This window comes from Pseudalkalibacillus berkeleyi (genome assembly GCF_021608225.1).
Lineage (GTDB): Bacteria > Bacillota > Bacilli > Bacillales > Fictibacillaceae > Pseudalkalibacillus > Pseudalkalibacillus berkeleyi.
The window spans coordinates 439,916-459,117 of sequence record NZ_JAKIJS010000001.1; the positions used below are offsets into that span (position 1 = coordinate 439,916).

The window sequence follows — 19,202 nt, forward strand, 5'->3', positions numbered from 1 at the left end:
ATGAACTCAGTATGAACAAAACAGTAGAATTTATTTTGGTATTGAAATCGTAAAAGTTGAGCCATTACTAGGTGAACTTTTCACGTCAATGGCGCCGTTGTGCAGGTCGATGATTTTCTTGACGATCGATAGCCCAAGTCCACTACCGTTTTTCGCCTTCGTCCGGGAGGTGTCTGCTTTATAAAATCGCTCGAAAATCCGGGCTAATTCAACTTCCTCCATACCGATTCCTTGATCCTTAAATATAACCTTCACACTTGATGCGTCTTCGGTAACTTGCACGTGGATCGTTTTATGTTCAGAAGAGTAGTGAATGGCATTACTCATTAGGTTTATCCAAACTTGTTCAAGCATTTCTCGGTCACCATGAATCGTTGTTTCATCCAAGTCGATATCGATAGTCTGTTCTTTTTGTGACCATTGCGGTTCTAGTGTCATGATCACTTCACGTAATTGTTCGGACAGGTTGTAATCCGTTAGATTTACAACTGGTGCATCTGATTCGAGAATCGTTAGCTTGAGTAGGTTTTCACTTAATGAAGAGAGCCTGCGTGCTTCTTTTTCGATAATGTTGATGTACTCTTTTCTTGTCTCGGGATTGTCCGCCATATCATCTTTCAGTGCCTTTGCAAATCCTTGGATAGACGTGAGCGGAGACTGGATCTCATGAGAAACATCGGAAACAAACTGCTGCCGCATTTCATCGAGCTGCCGTAAATCGTGGACCATCTTATTAAATGTCGTCGTTAACTGGCCGACCTCATCTTTTCGTTTTGTCGGAATATGGATGCCGAAATTACCTTTTGACAATTGTTTAGCTGAGTGAATCAATGTTTTGATAGGGTTTGTGATCCAGCGAGTTGTTGCAATGAATAGGAGACTACCGATTACAATTACACTAGAAAACAAAATCATCATCACGCGCCTGAGATCATCGATAAAAATATTGAAATCAGGTTTGATGAATATAGCATGGCGTTCACCCTCAATTTGAAAGGGTAATCCTAAGTGGCTTCTTGGAGGGGGGACGTTATCGCGCACATAAACATCACCGTCCAGCACATTTTCGATGACCTTATCGGAAAGGTCCCACTCTGCACCTTTCGAATTGTAGACTTCATTTTCTCCACGATACAAAATCAGATCATAGCTAAATGATGACATCGCATTGAGGTACCCCTCGACATCGAGGTCTGGATTATTTTTATATAATTGGATGAAGTCCTTCGTGACATTCTCCATTTGGTTATGGATGTTGTCCTCGATCTGCCCTTCAAAAATATTCGTGGATATGAAAAAAGTGACGACAATACTGATGATGAGCGCACCTAGGAAACTGAGGATGATTTGGAAATATAAGCTCTTCATGTTTCAGTAACCTCAAGCCTATAGCCTAGACCGCGGATCGTTTTGATCGCAACACCTGATTGAAGTGGCTTTAACTTCTCGCGAATCCGTTTAATATGTACGTCGACCGTTCGATCATCCCCTGTAAAATCTGCACCCCATACTTTGTCGATCAACTGATTCCTCGTAAAAATTTGATTCGGATAACTCGCGAGCAAGTAGAGGACATCAAATTCTTTAACCGGAAAATAGATCGGTTGCTTGTTGACCGTTACCTCTTTTTGTTGGAATGACAAGTCGATCTGACCGATTTGGATTCGGCTAGACGATTGGATTTGGTAGCGTCTGAGCAGCGCCTTAACTCGCATCACAACTTCCATCGGCTCAAATGGTTTCACGACGTAATCATCTGTTCCACTTTCAAAGCCTTTCAGCTTATCTTTCTTTTCACCTTTAGCCGTCAGCATTAACGTCGGAATATCGTAAAAGTTCCTAATTTCCTCACATACTTCGTATCCATCTTTCTCAGGCATCATCACATCCACTACAGCAAGGTCTACCTTTTCAGTTTCAAGGAGTTTGATCGCTTCATTACCGTTATGTGCTGGAATGACTTTATAGCCTTCTTTTTCTAAATAAACAGTGATGAGCTTCAATATGCTATCGTCATCATCTGCGACTAATATATGTACCATAATAACCCCCAAAAATTAAAACTTTGACTCTTATTATACGTCAAACCCCAAATACATTTCAGGTTGGGAACCTTTTTACATTTAAATACGTACATAGAAATAGGAAGAGGTGTAGGTCAATGGAACAAGAAAGATTACTGATATTGAGGAAAGCGCAATTATTATATTTAAACATTCATTTAATCGTCGCCATAGTGCTTATATCGTTTGTTTTCGAATCGGTAATGACACTTAATCAACTATTTGTATTCGTTGCGGTTATCAACATCGCGCAATCTATTATGATTTTCAAAACGGGTAAACCCATCGGAGCGATGTTATCAGAGAAAATGAAAGAGCTTTACGAATATGAAGCTGAGAAAATGGGGGCCGAGTGGAGAGCGCAAAAGAAACTGAATGCTTTTGCATTATTATTTGTAGGATTACTGTTCATCTTTAACGCTTGGGTCGTTGATAACGATCAACCGATCCACTCATTTGATATGTTTCCGATGATGTTTTTTGTGTTCTTCTTTTTAATTGTCCTGATGAATGTGACTAATCACTTACATAGCCGAAAAGTAGATCGTGGATTTGTGAAAAAGGGATATACGAAGAAAATGTTCTTATACAGTCTAGCAATTGGCGTCGTCACTTTTTCAATCATGAACTTGATATTGATGGTTGGCGTTAACTAGGAAGTTAGCGATATCATTAACAAAGAGCAGCACTTTGCCGCTCTTTCTATTTTTTATTTTGTTACTGGAACTAGAATTGTGAACTCAGGGTCAGTGTCGTAAGGGTCTTGTTTCATCGGGTATTGTTCAAAGTGAGTGAGCCCATCTACGTTATTTTCTTGATACCCCTCGTTTCGAATCCATTCATATAAGTTGTCGTAGGAGTGTTTAACACTTTGTCCTTTATTATGTTCCGTTTGTGCGTATGTAAGTTTAGGGACAGATAGGGAGACCATGTGGTCAGGAATCTTGTTGATGTTCGCAACTTTTACCGCTGCATAGTGGGTAAAACCTTTTCCACCTAGTTTGGCATGATACGATAATCCGAGTAAAATTTCTGGACTTACAACGGAAGGTATATCAGATAATCGTCGATGCATTCCCTCTTAAACTTTACGGATTCCTCCAGCAAATGCTTCTTCAAATGTTCCTTCCCACTTCAAACCAATTGCGTGAAATTCTTCTTTGGAAACGATCTTTACTTCATTTTTCTGTCCAACTGACATTGTCCACGCTCCTCTTCGTTTTTTACGTCTACTTCATTATACAATTTATTACAGTTTGACTCATAATATTTTGTGCTATAATGTGGTTGGCAACAGGTATTAATAGCAGGTAATATAACGGAGGTCATCATGGAAGATTTACTGAAACTAAAAGGCAAGAATATCGTCATCATGGGTGTGGCGAATAAACGCAGTCTCGCTTGGGGAGTCGCGAAATCCTTACATCAAGCTGGGGCAAACTTAATTTTCACGTATCGAAAGGATCGTTCTTACGGAAAATTACAACAACTTCTAGAAGAACACAATTTTGAAGCGAAACTTGCTGTCCAGTGTGACGTGAATGATGATGAAAGCATTCAACAAGCATTCACTCATATCGGGGAGAAGGTTGAAAAGATTCACGGCGTCGTACATTCAATCGCATTCGCAAACGCTGAGGATTTAAAAGGAAAGTTCGTTGATACTTCAAGAGAAGGATTTGCATTTGCGCAAGATACAAGTGCTTATTCCTTGATAAAAGTGGCAAAAGAAGCACGTCAGTTCATGACGGAAGGCGGATCGATTGTCGCAATGAGCTACTTAGGGGCAGAACGTGCTGTCGATGGATACAACGTAATGGGTGTTGCAAAAGCATCCCTTGAAGCAACAGTTCGTTACCTAGCATCCGATCTCGGAAAAGAGAACATTCGCGTAAACGCAATTTCGGCAGGAGCAGTCCGAACGCTCGCTGCAAAAGGTGTGCCATCATTCAATGAGATTCTTCATAAAATTGAAGAGACAGCACCGCTCAGACGAAACGTGACACAAGAAGAAGTCGGAGACATGACACTCGCAATCATCAGTAATCTCTCAAGAGGGGTAACAGGCGAGATTGTTTATGTGGATTCTGGCTACAATATTATGGGTTAAAAAATTTGATATTAACAGTAATTCCGAAACAGGAATTACTGTTTTTTTTATTTCATCCAAAATATGTTACAGGATGATATTTCTGGTATAATGGCTTTTATGATTTAATTATAGTCTGATTTAAAAATAGCTAAATTTACAGTTAGAGGAGAAGTTGTATTGGGGGAAATGGACGCACAATATCATTCTGGCTTAGTCCTATTATCTATAGCAGTTGCAGTGCTAGCATCGTATATTTCATTAGAAATTGCAGCTCGTTTAAATAATTTAAAGGGAAAAAGTCGAATCACTTGGTTACTGATGGGGAGTCTCAGTTTAGGTGGTGGGATTTGGTCCATGCATTTCGTGGCGATGCTTGCTTATGATATGGGTATGAGTGTGACGTATGAGCCAGTTTTACTGACCATCAGCATTTTGTTTTCCATATTCTCAAGTGGAATGGCATTCTACATTATCAAAAAATCAAACACGCATCTAACACAAATTGCTTCATCGATTTTAATCGGGACGGGAATTGTCTTAATGCACTATATTGGAATGGAAGCCATGCAGATGCAGGCGGTCATCCAATATGATAATCGAATTGTTGGGCTTTCTGTTGTGATTGCATTGGTTGCCTCATACGTTGCGATCAGATTGTTTCGTAAGAGTGACAAAGCTTCCAATCGAAAGAGGTGGATTTGGCTCAGTTCCATTGTAATGGGCGCTGCTATTTCAGGCATGCATTATACTGGAATGGCGTCTGCAACTTACATCCATGATTCAAGTGTACAAATGACACAAGATGACCCGACAAGCCAGGTGGGACCAACAATACTTGGATACTTGGTGGCTATAGGGATCTTAATGATTATTGGTTTTACTTTCATTTTGATTAAATACAAGACTCGAATTGAAGACAGCGACCACCGATTGGAAGTCATTGATCGAATGTATCAATCGATAATCGAATCCGCAAATGATGCATTCATCACTACGAATCATAAAGGTGTTATTTTATCTTGGAATCAAGCTGCTCAAAATATTTTTGGCTACACTTCTTCTGAAATTATTGGAAAGTCTCTTCACCAGATTGTCCCTTCAGATTTTCGAAAAGCACATGAAGAAGGTATGGAAAGGTATAATCAAACTAAAGAGAAGAGAGTCATCGGTGAAACGGTTGAATTGACTGGGTTACATAAGTCAGGAACGGTATTCCCAATCGAACTGTCGTTGTCAACGATTGAAGATGGGGAAAAGACTTATTTTACAGGTATTATTCGAAATATTACCGACAGAGTAGAGAGCCAGGAAAGAATCAAGAAACTTGTCTATCGTGATGAGTTGACTGAATTACCCAACCGAAGAATGCTGAAGGAGCATCTATCCTCCTACATAGAACAAGCGAAACTTGATCGTCAATTGATCGCCGTCCTTTTCTTAGATTTGGATAGGTTCAAACAAATCAATGATGTTTATGGCCACAGTATCGGTGATGCACTGTTAAAGGAAATTGCATCACGTATTCTTGGGTGCCTGTCTACAAAAGACTTGTTGGCGAGGCAAAGCGGAGATGAATTTGTAATTGTATTGCCGCAAACGAGCCAGTATCAAGCAGGGAACATTGCGAAAAAGATCATTGAAACAATTTCGGAACCCATCCTAATGGAAGGATTAGAGTTATACACCTCTACTTCGATTGGAATCAGCCTCTATCCAGAGGATGGTGAATCTGCTGATACGCTTATAAAGCATGCAGATACAGCGATGTATGAAGCGAAAAAAGAAGGCGGAAATCAATACTACTATTTTACAAATGAAATCAATGAAATCATCTCAAGGAAAATGCTGTTAGAGACTGGTCTTCGAAAAGCACTGGATCGGGAAGAGTTCGAAGTTTACTATCAACCCCAAGTAGAAGTCAAAACTGAAAAAATTGTAGGGTTTGAGGCTTTAATCCGATGGAACCACCCTGATTTAGGAATGGTTTCACCAGTAGATTTCATTCCATTAGCGGAAGAGACCAATCTAATTATCCCAATGGGTGAATGGATATTACGAGAAGCGTGTAAAGAATTTAAGGAATGGTTGGTTGTTAATTCCGATTTGAGACATGTTTCTGTCAATATTTCCGCACTACAATTCCGTCAACCGAAATTTTCTGAACTCGTATCTGATATATTGAGAGAAACGGGCTTGGAACCACACTATTTAGAACTTGAGTTAACAGAAAGTATAGTTCAAGAACCAGCCCGTGCAATTCCTATTATGTCCGAATTAAAATCAATGGGTGTGAAGCTTTCGTTGGACGATTTTGGAACAGGGTATTCTTCGCTCAGTTATCTGAAAGATTTTCCACTAGATACATTGAAAATTGATAAATCATTCACAAAAGAGATTCATCTGAATATGAAAGATAAAGCGGTAGTGGAAACGATCGTTCACATGGCCAACAAACTTGGGCTTAACGTCATTGCTGAAGGCATAGAAACAACCGAGCAATTGACGAGTATCTCAGAAAGTAATTGCAACGAATTTCAAGGATTCCTATGTAGTCCGCCTTTGCCATATGCTCAAATTTCAGACAAGTTCATAATACCAAAACTGTTGGAACCAAGAGTATAATATAAAGTAGAGAGCGCTCACCACTTGTTGGTGAGCGCTCTTTTTACGGAAACATCGTCTATGTGGCGATGTTATGCGGAAACCGGGGAAATCCCCAGTTTTTCTTTTTAGAGTAAGGTTTTTTGGGTGGGATTTCAGTTTATCGATCAAAACTCGGATTTTATCGTGCAAAACTCAGAATTTATCGTGCATCGGTCATTAATCCCAATTATCCACCAATGATATGCTATGTTTTTCAATCAGATCCTTGAAGGCGGGTCGTTCATTTCCGTCACGTCCTACGACATGATCAGCAGTTGCGAGCACATTCAACACAGCTTCCTCGGTCGCTTCGCCAACAGCACGGAACGCAGTGTCCATATCGTCCTCATGAATGGTCGGGATCGAATGAAGTTCAGTTGATTTTTTATGCGGAATCTTCGTTGCGGTAGAAAAGCCGATGGCGATCTCTCCGCTACCTTCCGTAATGATAGAGCCTGTTCTGGACAAACCGGCGACAGTTCGCTTAATGATCCGGTTCAACTGGCGCTCGGAAACGGGTAGGTTCGTTGCGATGACCATCATAATCGAGCCTTTATCCTTTTCCTCATATTCCTCTAAAATCGCAGCCTTCAACTCTTCGCCGATAGGTTTACCGTTCACCCTTAAATCACTCAACATTCCGAAATTCGCTAAAACCAAGACCCCAATCGTATATGTACCATGGTCTAACTCAACCAATCTTGAAGCTGTACCGATGCCTCCCTTTAAAGAGTAGCAAAGCATGCCTCTCCCAGCACCGACAGCTCCTTCTTCAAATTCATTAGATGCACTTTCTATTGCTTTAAAAATATGATGCTTCCGAATGTTCCGGGCACGTATGTCATTCAAAAACATGTCGTTACATTCACCAATAATCGGATTTACAGTGCCTGTTGTTTTTCCTATTTCAGGGGTTTTCTCGAGCATATATTCAATTAATCCATCTGCAGCTGTTCCAACACTAAGTGTATTCGTCAAGATGATCGGTGTTTCAAGTTTTCCAAGTTCCGCCATTTGGATGGTTCCCATCGTTTTGCCGAAACCGTTAATAACATGACTGGATGCCACTAATTTATCGCGAAAAATATTCCCTTGATGCGGAATAATTGCTGTTACGCCAGTCTGGATTTCTCTATCAGCTAATGTCACATGACCGACTGTCACACCTTCAACATCTGTTATTGAATTGAGCTTCCCAGGCTGTAAGCGACCGACTTGAACACCATAGTCACGGATTCTTTTTTGTTTAAGCATGTATGCCTCCTATGTAAAAAAACTTGATCTCGTTTAGGTATACGCCAATTTAGACCTGTATTCCTGTTTAGTGAAACTATTTCAATGTTCTATCGTAGTACATACATGAGTGAGCATATTAGAGGGGGTTCGTTATGTATTTAGCGATTTTTGATGAAATTGTGGATATCTTACATCATGATTATGCAGGACACATAGATAAACAAGGATGGGACAAACCTTACATATATAGAGAACGGTTAATAGAACTCATAGACCAAGGTGAATGTAACGAACAAACGTTTCTTGAATTGGTGCAGGATTATTTGCTGGATTTCAAAGACTTTCATATGGGCTTTAGGTTCCAGGGTGATCAAGGTAAAACCCAGGATGTTGGTTTTACAGTTCGAAGATACCAAGAACAACTCCATGTGGTTAGCACTTCTTATGAAGAAAAAGTAGCGATAGGAGATATCATCCATTCATTAGACGGTGTTCCCGTTAAGCAATTAGTTGGCCAGCATAAACGGATTCTTATTGAAGAAAACCCAGAGCGTGAAAACTGGGAGTCTGTACTAAAGAAGTATCGAACTGCTCAAATTGTGAAGGGTTCTGGAGAGGTCATTTATCTCGACCTACAGCTTTTTGATAAAAAATCTTTTAAACCCGAGTATTCATTCCGAAATCTTGATAAAGAAACGAATTTACTCACATGCACAGATTTCATGGACCCTGACGCCATCGCAAAGCTTTTACGTGAAAATGAGCACAAAATAACGACAACACCGAACTTGATCATTGATGTACGATTAAATCGTGGTGGCAGCGATCTCGCTTATATGGAAATCTTGCCATACTTATTTAATGGTGGATATATCGATGTTAATTCTCTTGCTCAAGAATCGATCTATACACTTTGTACCGAACGAAATGTCGACCTAAGGGTGCAGTTATTGAATGAAATACTTGAGCAAACAGATGACACCAATTTGAAACATCAAATAAGTCATTTTATAAGTGAATTGAAAAAGCATAGAGGGAAAGGCTTTGTAGAACTTGACTTAGATGAAATTGGAGATAGTCTCTCCTTCTATTGTAAAAATGGACCTCAAAACGTCATTATTCTTACGGATGTGTATTGTGGGAGTTCAGGCGACGCATTCGTGGAAACATGTAAGAAGTCATCTAAAGTTACTGTAATGGGACGATCAACAAAAGGATTGAACGATTATTCTAACATTGCGCTAAAGAGATTCGACAATACGTTCGAATTATATTATCCGACATCAAAATCCTCCAAAGTTGATGATGGAAAAGGTATGAATCTTGTTGGGATCGAACCGCATGTTTATATCCCTTGGACACCAGAACATATTACGAAAGATATTGATTTAGAGGAAGCACTTACGCACTTAAAGAAACCTCAGCCTACCACTTAGGTGTACGAAGTATGGCTCAAAAAAAGGGTCATACTTCTATTTGTTGAATTAGAGGGTTGGGAGTTATTTAAATTATGGAAAAAGGTTGATGTAAATGAACAAAAATAAACGGTACAAAGGCATCTGGAAGTTTTTAATGTGGTTTTCTCTCATTTGGGTGGTAGTTGGTTTCATACTGATTGTCCAACATTTAATAGACGGAAGAGGATTCCATTGGCAAGCAGCCTACTTAACAATTGGAATGTTACTCATGACATTTACAGCTAAACGTGAGTATAGCAAACTAAACAAAAGTTACGGGGAGTGATGACTTATTTTTGATAACGCATGGCGTATGTTGTATTTGTTGATTTTAGCGGCTGTTGCATTTTTTACTGGTGAAATTGTGACGTTAATTATGCTGTCGCTCATCTACATGACGTTGGAAAATATTCACACAACACTAAAAAAGATGTTGGCAAAGCAAAATTCTAATTAGTTCTTTATCATCGCACGAATTCTACGAACGTAATGCATGATGATATAACCGACGGCAAAGAGTAGAAAAAACAACCCACCGTAAAGGAAGAATGGCAGTAAATTTGTGTATCGTCCAGTAAAAAATGCGAGTGCAAATCCGGTCAACATAAATATAGAAATAAATCGCATGAACTTGAGGAACATCGTGAACGCCTCCAAAGGTTTAATAATTTTATTGTACACTTTTTGAAAAAATTTCTACATCAAAAGTTGTAGGTGTAGTTCAACCAGAGGAAGGTTTTACTACTAATGAAACAACGGTATCATACATGTAGAGACATGAATAGTGGGAGAGATGAAGATGAGTAAATTCGTATGTACGACATGTGGCGTCCAATATCCGGAAAGCAATCTACCGCCAGAAAGCTGTCCAATTTGTGTAGAGGAACGTCAATACGTCAACCCGAAAGGACAAGAATGGACGACGTTAGGAGAAATGCGTGAGAGTGGAAATTTTACGAATAAGATTGTAAAAGAGGAAGAGAATCTCTATAGCATTAAGACAAGTCCAGCGTTTGGCATTGCACAAACAGCCTATTTAATTACTGAGAATGGTTTCAATGTACTATGGGATTGTATTACATATTTAGATGCGCAAACGGTTGAACAAATCAATCAATTGGGTGGGATCGATGCGATTGCAATGTCTCATCCGCACTATTATTCTACGATTGCAGACTGGGCAGAAACTTTCGATGCTCCCATTTACATTCATGGCGATGATCGTCAGTGGGTAATGGAGCCAAGTAATCGTATAGAATTTTGGACGGGAGAGCAGCTTGCGTTAGAGGCAAGTATTTCATTACATAGACTGGGTGGACACTTTGCTGGAGGAGCAGTTTTACACTGGCTTGGAGGAAAGGAAGGCTTGGGTATTCTGTTGACTGGCGATATCATTCAAGTCGTTGCCGATCAGGATTGGGTAAGCTTCATGTACAGCTATCCGAATCTGATTCCATTACCTGCGAGCAAAGTAGCTGACATTGCAAGTCGAGTCGAAGGTCTTACATTTGACCGGATCTATAACGCTTTTCATAAAATCGTCTCGCAAAATGCAGGGGAAGCTGTCCAACGATCAGCCAAACGATACATCGACGCACTAGAAGGTCGGTTGTTTACAACATAACTGAACTTTTTGAGAAAGCATGAGAAAAGCGACCGAAGAGGTCGCTTTTTGTTAACTAGGTGCACAACAATAGTATCGGATGTTGATAATATAGAAGATAGATATTTTATAAGTTTTGAAATGATACTGTTTAAAGCTTCAAATAGTGTTTGATTCAACTTTTTTCTCTTCTCCAGCTGTCATTTCGTCGCTATCTCTTTTTGTGTAGAAAAACTCCCACTCGTTCCCATCCGGATCGGTTACCCAGAATTTATCTTGAATAGCGTAGCAACAATTGGTATTCATTTCTTCTCTAGCAAAGAATCCAAGTTCTTTGAGCCTTTCTTTCTGATTCAATACTTCTTCAAGGCTTTCAACTTGAATGCCGAAATGACCGACCTGATTCCCTTCGACCACATCCTTAGTATTCAATGTAAAGTTCAACGCAAGATGTTCGGGTAAAAATTTCGCATAATCCTTTTTCACTTTTACAGGTGCACTATTGAAGATTTTTGAATAAAAATCAATGGAGGCATCTAGATCTGTTACGTTAAGACCCATATGTGTTCTAATCATGAAAACCACTCCTTAATCAATTTTTTTTGATGTATAGATTAAAAAATTAACACGAATCATTCGTTCGAAACATACAACAAAGTTCTTCAGAAAGTAAGTGATTGACCTCTTGTGGATTGAGTTTATAGTAACTCCAAGTTCCCCGCGTTTCTTTCATAAGCAAGTTCGCATCCATTAAAATTTTCAAATGATACGAGAGCTTAGATTGAGGCAAATTAAGTTTGTCGGTGAGATCACAAACACATAACTCTCCAGCTTGTGTAAGTTCATACATAATGTGCAATCTTTTATGATCAGAGAGAGCCTTAAACTTCTTTTCATACGTTTTAAAAGTTTGTTCAAGTTGCTGGTCATACAAAGGAAGATCTAAAGCCAATATAGTCACCTTCTTTCATCAAAGTTTTTTGATTAATTGTAGTTTACGATAAGTTCGGATAAAAGGCAACTTATTTGATCAAATTATTTTGATTAATGATGCACTTGCGTGTACTGAAACCAGCTAATGCAGTTTTTCAGGGTCTGATTGCATATAATCGCTGCTTACCGGTGCATCATAACGAGATGTTCTACAAATAAAAAGGAGGATGCACCTGCATCCTCCTTTCATGTTGTTCCATCCATTATGCTGTTTGTGCCAAGTATTCAGTAAAAGCTTTTTTCCTTGTTGAAATTGTACCTGGGGAAACGCCGTATTTATTGGCGAGCTCTTTTTGAGTCGTTTTCGCCTGAGGGTCTTCACCTTGAAAATGGTGATGTCCAAGGTATTCGAGTGCAGCAGCATACGTTTCAGGTTTCGTGATGACTGGTTTGTGATGCTCGCAATAACCTGACCATAACGCTGTAACTTTCTGGTGAACCTGCTCTGATAAAGTTTGATTCGTAAGTTTCCGATACACTTCTAGTACAGCCTGTTCTTCACTAGTAAGTGGCTTGTCTTCATTGTCATTATTGCCTTCACTGTCTTCATAATCTTCATTATAATCTTCTTCATAAGCATATAGTAACTCATAAATATAGAAGGTTACTTCAGGATAATAGGTCTCTAACGCTTGGTTTGGAGACTGTTCATTTCGAAGGGATTCTATTTTGTTCACGACATCATCCAACAATTCAAACGTGATAAATTGGGGGAGACCACTTAGGAAAGATTGGTGTTCTCCAGGTAATAAACTATTTAATAAATAAGTGCTTCCGTCAGTGATTTCCTCAGGTAAGTCTCCCATCTTCACAATTCTTTCTTCATTTGACCAAAAGTCAGTCAAATGTGTATAACCGTTTGATTGATGTGTAATACGAAAAATAGAAGGCAATTCTGTCTTCCATTTAAGAAGCAATTCTAGCTGGTTTTTAGGTATTCTTCGTTTGGTAATGTACGATTCAAATGGTGTTTCCCCGTTACTTGCCAACGGAAGATTGAAAATGCCCCATTGAAAAATAGGCGGCATGATATATTCTAAGTATTGTTGTTCGGTGTTAATGATTTCAGGCAGACGTTCAGCCATTTTGCTTTCAAAAGAACGCTGGTAATGTTTTGCTGAATACTTAATTAAGTCTGAAAGAATAGGAGCTACAAGTTCCTCTTCTTTTTGCATTCCAATCAGTATGTTATCCTTCTTAAGACAACATTTCTTGTATTTTTTCCCACTTCCACAGTTGCATTGATCATTTCTTCCGAGTTTCATTTCTTTGGTACCTCCAAATCTGTTCTAGTAGTATCCTAGCATACATGTCAAATTTCAAGAAAACTTCACACTTATAGCGTATTGATGCCTTGTTCGTTTATGAGTTTTCTAATAGGGTTATGATAGATACTGTTTTATATTGTAAAAATGAAAAGAGGGATACATATGGCTAAATTAAAAATATTTTTGCCGCTATTTGTGTTAGTTCTCCTATTAGCTGCTTGTGGGGAAGAGAAGGATCAAGACAATCACGATGGTCATAACGAAAATAACGAACCGTCAATGGAAGCTTTAGAAGTGAAGCTTGAAGGACCTGAAGAAGTGAAGCAAGGTGAGTCTGTTACGTTCAGCGCAATGGTGACACAAGGTGAAGAGAAGGTGTCAGATGCAGATGAAGTCATGTTTGAAATCTGGAAAGAAGGCGCGAAGAAGGATAGTATGATGATGAAAGCTGAGAGTGATGGGGAAGGGAAATATTCCGTGAAAACGACTTTTGAAGAAGATGGCAATTATATTGTTCAGTCCCATGTCACAGCCCGAAGCATGCATACAATGCCGAAACAACAAGTGACTGTAACGAAATCCGAATAAACTGTCACTGCATTGTACGATTCTAGACTTGAATCAACCTCATACTCATAGGTACAATAACAATAGTGATGTTAGAGAGGTGCATTTCTTTGAAAAAAATATTTGGGACCCTCAGTCTCATAATGGTGCTCGTGTTACTATCAGCTTGTGGACAAAAGCTTGACAAGCCAGATGATTATGATTTTGAAGTGCAAAACTTTACTTATACAAACCAGGATGGCAAGTCTGTCAGTCTGAAGGATCTTGAAGGGAAGGTTTGGATTGCGGATTTTATTTTTACGAATTGTGAAACCGTTTGTCCGCCTATGACCAATCATATGTCAAGCCTCCAAGACAACATGAAAGAAGCAGGTTTAGAAAATGTTGAGATCGTTTCCTTTAGTGTTGATCCAACGGTGGACAAACCGGCTACACTCAAAAAGTTCGGCCAGAAGTTTGACGCTGATTTTTCAAATTGGCATTTCTTAACGGGATACAAGCAGTCTGAGATTGAAGAGTTTGCAAAAACGAGCTTTAAGACGATTGTTCAGAAGCCTAAGGATGATGACCAAGTCACTCACGGAACAGCCTTTTACCTTGTCGATCAAGAAGGCATTGTACGTACGCGTTATGATGGTGTAAACCGCTCAAACGATGCTGATGAAAAAGTCATCGAAGATATTAAAGCGCTACAACAGTAATTGATGTAGGGCGAAAAAAAGAAGGTGTAATTGTATGTGGGAACAAATCACAACCAACTTCAGCTTTAGCCATTTGTGGAGCCCGTTTTTCTTAGTGGGCACCCTCATTGTCATATTCCTATATATCATGTTTACAGGGCCTTGGCGTAGTAAGATAGCCAATTCTGAGCCAGTCATTTGGAAAAAGAAAGCTTCGTTTATCGCTGGAGCGATTTTCTTTTATGTTGGGTTCGGTGGACCGCTATATCTGATTTCTCACCTCATGTTCAGCATACATATGGTGCAGATGGCAGTCTGTTTCTTATTAGTGCCACCGTTGTTACTTTACGGAACGCCGGGTTGGATGCTGAAGCCACTCTTGGCACGCGGTGGATTTTGGAAGCCAGTAAAAGTACTAACGAAACCACTTGTTGCTCTCGTACTTTTCAACATGTTGTTCTCGTTTTACCATTTTCCGCTCGTATTTGATTATTTAATGACCAACTACGTTGAGCATATCGCATTCCTCGTAATTTTATTTATATCATCGCTTATCATGTGGTGGCCGATGGTTTGTCCGATCCCTGAGTGGGATACGATGTTTGGCTTGAAAAAGGTCGCATATATTTTCGGGAACGGTGTATTGCTGACCCCGGCCTGTGCCTTGATCATTTTTGCGGATTCAATGCTTTATGACACATACAGCAATCCAGCAACTTGGTCTTATGCACTCGGACTTTGCTTACAGCTCGGTGGGCCTGTTTCCCCTGAACTATACAGCCAGTTCGTACCGATGGCGCCACTTGAAGATCAAAAGCTTGGTGGAATTATCATGAAAGTGATGCAGGAAATCATTTATGGTGCTGTATTAGGCTATGTATTCTTCCAATGGGTACGTAAAGAGCGCTTGAAGGATGACGAAGAGGTTAATCGCCTGCTCTCATCAACTCGACCAGCAACACGATTAGAATAGAATCATTAATATTAAGAGGCAGATCACTTCTTCATAGAGGGGTCTGCTCTTGCTTTTGTATAGAAAGGAAGTTCATCATTGTACACAATCCGTGAAGAAATGTCTCAAGATAAACATAAAATTACTGCAGTCAATGACCTCGCTTTCGGTCAGAAGAATGAAGGAGAATTAATTGAAGCGCTGCGCAGCTCTGAGGCGTTCATTCCAGCGCTTTCTCTCGTTGCAGAAACGGAGCACCAAGATATTATCGGGCACATCTTATTTAGTCGAATTCAGATTGCGACGGAAACAGGTGATGTACCGTCACTTGCTCTAGCTCCAATGGCTGTGAGCCCTGCTAGTCAAAACAAAGGGATAGGTGCAGCACTTGTAAAAGAAGGACTACAACGCGCAAAAGGTCTAGGGTTCCAATCTGTCGTCGTACTCGGTCATCCAGAATATTATCCAATGTTCGGATTCACGCCAGCACATGAGAAGAAAATTAGAGCCCCATTTGAAGTACCACCTGAAGCATTTATGGTCCTTGAACTTGAAAATAACGCGCTCGACAACATTGAAGGAACCGTCCGATACCCAAAACCATTCATGAACGTATAAATAAACGGAATAGCACAATGCACTGGATTTCACTCAGAAATTACAGTGCATTTTTTATTGATAAAGGAGACTATTGGATATTTATGTTATTATCAAAGTGATAAAAACTAATAGAAAATGGAGAGAAGGGATTACGTTTATTGAGCTTAAAAATGAAGTGGTAAGGCATCATTTGGATATGATTGAATGGTCCCAGTCTTTAAATCATCTTTCTAGTGATCAGTGGAACCGTCCTATTAAAGAAAACAAGTGGAGTATAGCTGAGATTTTAAGTCATTTTCTGCCTTGGGATGAATTCATTATAAATCAGAGAATACCTTATCTTATCTCTAGCAAATCCTTACCTAAGCCTCCCAATAAAGAAACAATGAATGATAAAGCTGCTAAAGAGGGAAGATGTACAGAAAAATCGGTCACCATAAATAGATTCATTGATTCAAGAAGAAATCTACTAATGTGTATCGAAAGTTTAGATGAAAATTTGTGGGATAAAACATTTAAAATCGGTGAAACAGAACTGACCTTATATCAATATTTCAGTGGGCTTGCAAAGCATGATCTTCATCATAAAAAGCAAATACATGAGTCACTTTATAACACCTCAACATAAAGAGGAACCCCAATGGTTTTGGAGTTCCTTTTATTGTTGAATATCGACTATTGTATGCTTAACAAGTTTAATTGGGCTTTTCCAATGCTAACTTTATTCCAAAACCTATCATGATCAATCCTGTCGTTCCTTCAATCATAGCTTTTGTTTTTGGCTTTTTCATAAATGCTCTTATGTGATTCATAAGGGAGACATAGAGTAAAAACCAAAGAGCTGTCAAAGCGGTAAATGTAATCCCCATTATTAGAAAGGGGCCTAGTGTATCGCTCCCAGCATGAACGAATTGAGGTAAAAAGGTTAAGAAAAACACTGCCACTTTTGGGTTTAAGATATTGGTAAGAAACCCTTGTTTAAAACTAGAACGATTCTTATACTGACTACCTGTGTCTAATGCTTCTGTATTTTCTTCCTTATTCCTCAATGCCAATAATGTCTTTATGCCTAGATAAATTAAGTAGACTGCGCCTACATATTTAAAGACTGAAAACAATAGCGCTGATTTTACAATAATGGCGGACAGTCCTAGTACAGCTGCTGACGTATGGATCAGAATGGCACTACAAATCCCCAAGGCTGTTTGGAATCCTCCACTCCTACCGTTCGATAGCGTATTTTTTGTAGCGATGGCTATATCGGGACCGGGTAAAATAATGAGAAAAATACTCATTAATACAAATAAATAAAAGTTTTCCATGTCATATCCCCCTAATATAATAATGTTAATTTAATCAACTCACCGAAAAACTGAAATCATTTCAAGAAGGAATAACGATTCATTATGTATAATACAGCATTGTAACATATTGCAAAGGGATTATTTAATGAGGTTAATGTGAGGTCTTCTGGATTTATCGATTGTTGAGAGGAGGGGGACGTTGTTAAGTTGCGAATTAGATTTGCTATCGTTATTTTCTTAATCGTTTTGTGTACAGCATCTATTTTGACTAACCCTTCCACTGAATCCTACCTTCAATTTAGCGAGGAGAAATCGGGAGTCATGAAACCTGCTGAAGTTGAGGTGGAGCGGATTAACTTTTTCCTGTTTTCGACTTATGCACCTAAGGGACCGATGGATCATTATGGAATTGTACATCTCGGTTTTATGAATCGCTTTTACCAAATCTCAGAAGGGCAATATGACTATCCAGTTTGGCTGGAATTTTTCCATTAGGCATAAATTTGCGCTTTACCGTTGTGAGAAATCGCCTCTTACTGTCCGCGGTATCATCGTTTTAGCTCTACCGCGGCTAGAAAAGGCCTCTTACTGTCCGCCGTATCTCCGTTTCTGCTCTACCGCGGCTAGAAAAAGCCTCTTACTGTCCGCCGTATGTGCGTTTTTGTTCTACCGCGGCTAGAAAAGCCCCCTTTTATCCGCGCACGTTCACTTTACTTTTCAAGCGTTTAAAGGTACTCAACATAGATCCGTTGAAAAATAAAAGTTTCTTTTTCAAAGTTATGGGGAATCTTTAAGGAAGTGGTTTGAGACGTGAAGGGAGCCTTATCTGATGATGGATATAATAACAGATAAATTAAAGAACAGTAAAAGGGCAAAGGAAGCACAGAATGATGTAACACCTTGGATCAGATGGGCAGCAAGATTCGGTTATTTTTCAAAAGGGTCTGTTTATATATTAATCGGCATTCTTTCCATGATGGCTGCAGCTGGAATCGGAGGGAAGACAACAGATTCTAGTGGCGCTTTCGCATCCGTTGCGAGTAAGCCTTTTGGTGAAGTACTCCTATGGATTGTTGCGATTGGATTGATTGCATATGTGGGCTGGAGGTTGATCCAAACTTTCTGGGATCCTGAGAATAAAGGATTCAGTCCAAAGGGACTCGTCATCCGCATCGGTTATTTAATTAGTGGTGCGATTTATGGAGGGCTTGCTTTCAAAGCTTTCCAGATTGCTTCGCATGCACAAAGCTCAGGGTCTTCAAAGCAAACGTATACCGCAAAATTAATGAGCCAACCGTACGGTACTTGGGTTGTAGGTATCGTTGGAATCATCATCATCGTTTTTGGATTAAAGCAAATGTTCAATGGATATAAGGAAAAATTCGCTAAGAAATTCAAAATGAGTGAAATGAGCTCACATGAGTTTGCAGTTGGTAAAAAAATCGGAAAACTTGGGTTAATTGCACGAGGAATTACGTTTGCAATCATCGGATATTTTTTGACCCAAACAGCGATTACATCAGATTCTGATAAAGTGATTGGGTTAGATGGTGCACTTGCGAAAATTGCTCAACAGCCTTTCGGTCAATTCATGCTCGGTGCCGTTGCTATCGGACTTTTCTTATATGGAGTTTTTCAGCTTTTAAAAGGGAAGAACCGTCACATGGGTGGTTTATAATAGGGCATGTTTTACAAGAAAGCAAGGCGGGAAAAACATGAATATCTTCACTTATAGGAGGTATTT

General features: G+C 39.4%; 22 protein-coding genes. 13 read left to right on the plus strand and 9 right to left on the minus strand.

Going from position 1 to position 19,202, the window contains the following annotated elements; all coding sequences use genetic code 11:
• Window positions 1–30 precede the first annotated feature (30 nt).
• Complete coding sequence (locus L2716_RS02320; RefSeq protein WP_236331398.1) at window positions 31–1,368, minus strand: sensor histidine kinase; 1,338 nt, start codon at window positions 1,366–1,368, stop codon at window positions 31–33.
• On the minus strand, window positions 1,365–2,042 hold the full coding sequence (locus L2716_RS02325; RefSeq protein WP_268963925.1) for a response regulator transcription factor: 678 nt from the start codon (window positions 2,040–2,042) through the stop codon (window positions 1,365–1,367). Before L2716_RS02325 ends, L2716_RS02320 begins: the two co-directional genes overlap by 4 nt.
• 119 nt (window positions 2,043–2,161) lie before the next feature.
• On the opposite strand from L2716_RS02325, the gene L2716_RS02330 reads away from it, so the two are divergent.
• Complete coding sequence (locus L2716_RS02330) at window positions 2,162–2,719, plus strand: hypothetical protein (protein WP_236331400.1); 558 nt, start codon at window positions 2,162–2,164, stop codon at window positions 2,717–2,719.
• A 53-nt stretch (window positions 2,720–2,772) separates the two neighbouring features.
• On the opposite strand, the gene L2716_RS02335 is transcribed toward L2716_RS02330, so the two are convergent.
• Window positions 2,773–3,138, minus strand: coding sequence for a GyrI-like domain-containing protein (locus L2716_RS02335; protein WP_236331402.1), 366 nt, complete (start codon window positions 3,136–3,138; stop codon window positions 2,773–2,775).
• Between the two features lie 255 nt (window positions 3,139–3,393).
• On the opposite strand from L2716_RS02335, the gene fabI reads away from it, so the two are divergent.
• A complete protein-coding gene (gene fabI / locus L2716_RS02340) occupies window positions 3,394–4,173 on the plus strand; it encodes an enoyl-ACP reductase FabI (protein WP_236331404.1) in 780 nt (259 codons plus the stop codon).
• Window positions 4,174–4,341: 168 nt separating this feature from the next.
• Window positions 4,342–6,777, plus strand: a complete 2,436-nt coding sequence (locus L2716_RS02345; RefSeq protein ID WP_236337772.1) for a bifunctional diguanylate cyclase/phosphodiesterase — start codon at window positions 4,342–4,344, stop codon at window positions 6,775–6,777.
• A gap of 198 nt (window positions 6,778–6,975) precedes the next feature.
• On the opposite strand, the gene L2716_RS02350 is transcribed toward L2716_RS02345, so the two are convergent.
• Complete coding sequence (locus L2716_RS02350) at window positions 6,976–8,052, minus strand: DmpA family aminopeptidase (protein WP_236331406.1); 1,077 nt, start codon at window positions 8,050–8,052, stop codon at window positions 6,976–6,978.
• A 134-nt stretch (window positions 8,053–8,186) separates the two neighbouring features.
• Between L2716_RS02350 and L2716_RS02355 the strand changes: the two genes are divergently transcribed.
• Together L2716_RS02355 and L2716_RS02360 are read left to right on the plus strand one after the other, a co-directional pair.
• Window positions 8,187–9,470: a S41 family peptidase gene (locus L2716_RS02355; RefSeq protein WP_236331408.1), complete on the plus strand. Its 1,284-nt coding sequence runs from the start codon at window positions 8,187–8,189 to the stop codon at window positions 9,468–9,470.
• 94 nt (window positions 9,471–9,564) lie between these two features.
• On the plus strand, window positions 9,565–9,777 hold the full coding sequence (locus L2716_RS02360; RefSeq protein ID WP_236331410.1) for a hypothetical protein: 213 nt from the start codon (window positions 9,565–9,567) through the stop codon (window positions 9,775–9,777).
• Between the two features lie 167 nt (window positions 9,778–9,944).
• Here the strand turns inward: L2716_RS02360 and L2716_RS02365 are convergent, their stop codons facing one another.
• Window positions 9,945–10,133: a hypothetical protein gene (locus L2716_RS02365; RefSeq protein WP_236331411.1), complete on the minus strand. Its 189-nt coding sequence runs from the start codon at window positions 10,131–10,133 to the stop codon at window positions 9,945–9,947.
• A gap of 157 nt (window positions 10,134–10,290) precedes the next feature.
• Here L2716_RS02365 and L2716_RS02370 point away from each other — a divergent pair, with 157 nt between their 5' ends.
• A complete protein-coding gene (locus L2716_RS02370; RefSeq protein WP_236331413.1) occupies window positions 10,291–11,115 on the plus strand; it encodes a hypothetical protein in 825 nt (274 codons plus the stop codon).
• A 138-nt stretch (window positions 11,116–11,253) separates the two neighbouring features.
• Here L2716_RS02370 and L2716_RS02375 read toward each other — a convergent pair whose 3' ends face one another.
• The 3 genes from L2716_RS02375 to L2716_RS02385 form a co-directional block, all read right to left on the minus strand.
• A complete protein-coding gene (locus tag L2716_RS02375) occupies window positions 11,254–11,670 on the minus strand; it encodes an ArsI/CadI family heavy metal resistance metalloenzyme (protein WP_236331415.1) in 417 nt (138 codons plus the stop codon).
• A 46-nt stretch (window positions 11,671–11,716) separates the two neighbouring features.
• A complete protein-coding gene (locus L2716_RS02380) occupies window positions 11,717–12,046 on the minus strand; it encodes an ArsR/SmtB family transcription factor (protein ID WP_329610092.1) in 330 nt (109 codons plus the stop codon).
• 244 nt (window positions 12,047–12,290) lie between these two features.
• Window positions 12,291–13,352, minus strand: coding sequence for an SEC-C metal-binding domain-containing protein (locus tag L2716_RS02385; protein WP_236331417.1), 1,062 nt, complete (start codon window positions 13,350–13,352; stop codon window positions 12,291–12,293).
• A gap of 165 nt (window positions 13,353–13,517) precedes the next feature.
• Here L2716_RS02385 and L2716_RS02390 point away from each other — a divergent pair, with 165 nt between their 5' ends.
• From L2716_RS02390 to L2716_RS02410, 5 genes are all read left to right on the plus strand, one after another.
• A complete protein-coding gene (locus L2716_RS02390) occupies window positions 13,518–13,943 on the plus strand; it encodes a FixH family protein (protein WP_236331419.1) in 426 nt (141 codons plus the stop codon).
• A gap of 68 nt (window positions 13,944–14,011) precedes the next feature.
• Window positions 14,012–14,623, plus strand: coding sequence for an SCO family protein (locus tag L2716_RS02395; protein ID WP_408005285.1), 612 nt, complete (start codon window positions 14,012–14,014; stop codon window positions 14,621–14,623).
• 34 nt (window positions 14,624–14,657) lie between these two features.
• The gene (ctaG, locus tag L2716_RS02400) at window positions 14,658–15,575 is read left to right on the plus strand and encodes a cytochrome c oxidase assembly factor CtaG (RefSeq protein WP_236331421.1); all 918 of its coding nucleotides are present in this window, start codon (window positions 14,658–14,660) and stop codon (window positions 15,573–15,575) included.
• Between the two features lie 78 nt (window positions 15,576–15,653).
• Window positions 15,654–16,172, plus strand: a complete 519-nt coding sequence (locus L2716_RS02405) for a GNAT family N-acetyltransferase (protein WP_236331423.1) — start codon at window positions 15,654–15,656, stop codon at window positions 16,170–16,172.
• A 73-nt stretch (window positions 16,173–16,245) separates the two neighbouring features.
• A complete protein-coding gene (locus tag L2716_RS02410; protein WP_236331425.1) occupies window positions 16,246–16,782 on the plus strand; it encodes a DinB family protein in 537 nt (178 codons plus the stop codon).
• 67 nt (window positions 16,783–16,849) lie between these two features.
• Here L2716_RS02410 and L2716_RS02415 read toward each other — a convergent pair whose 3' ends face one another.
• The gene (locus tag L2716_RS02415; protein ID WP_236331427.1) at window positions 16,850–17,476 is read right to left on the minus strand and encodes a LysE family translocator; all 627 of its coding nucleotides are present in this window, start codon (window positions 17,474–17,476) and stop codon (window positions 16,850–16,852) included.
• 189 nt (window positions 17,477–17,665) lie between these two features.
• Here L2716_RS02415 and L2716_RS02420 point away from each other — a divergent pair, with 189 nt between their 5' ends.
• Complete coding sequence (locus tag L2716_RS02420) at window positions 17,666–17,953, plus strand: hypothetical protein (protein ID WP_236331429.1); 288 nt, start codon at window positions 17,666–17,668, stop codon at window positions 17,951–17,953.
• 334 nt (window positions 17,954–18,287) lie between these two features.
• Window positions 18,288–19,136, plus strand: a complete 849-nt coding sequence (locus L2716_RS02425; RefSeq protein ID WP_236331431.1) for a DUF1206 domain-containing protein — start codon at window positions 18,288–18,290, stop codon at window positions 19,134–19,136.
• The last annotated feature ends 66 nt before the right edge of the window (window positions 19,137–19,202 follow it).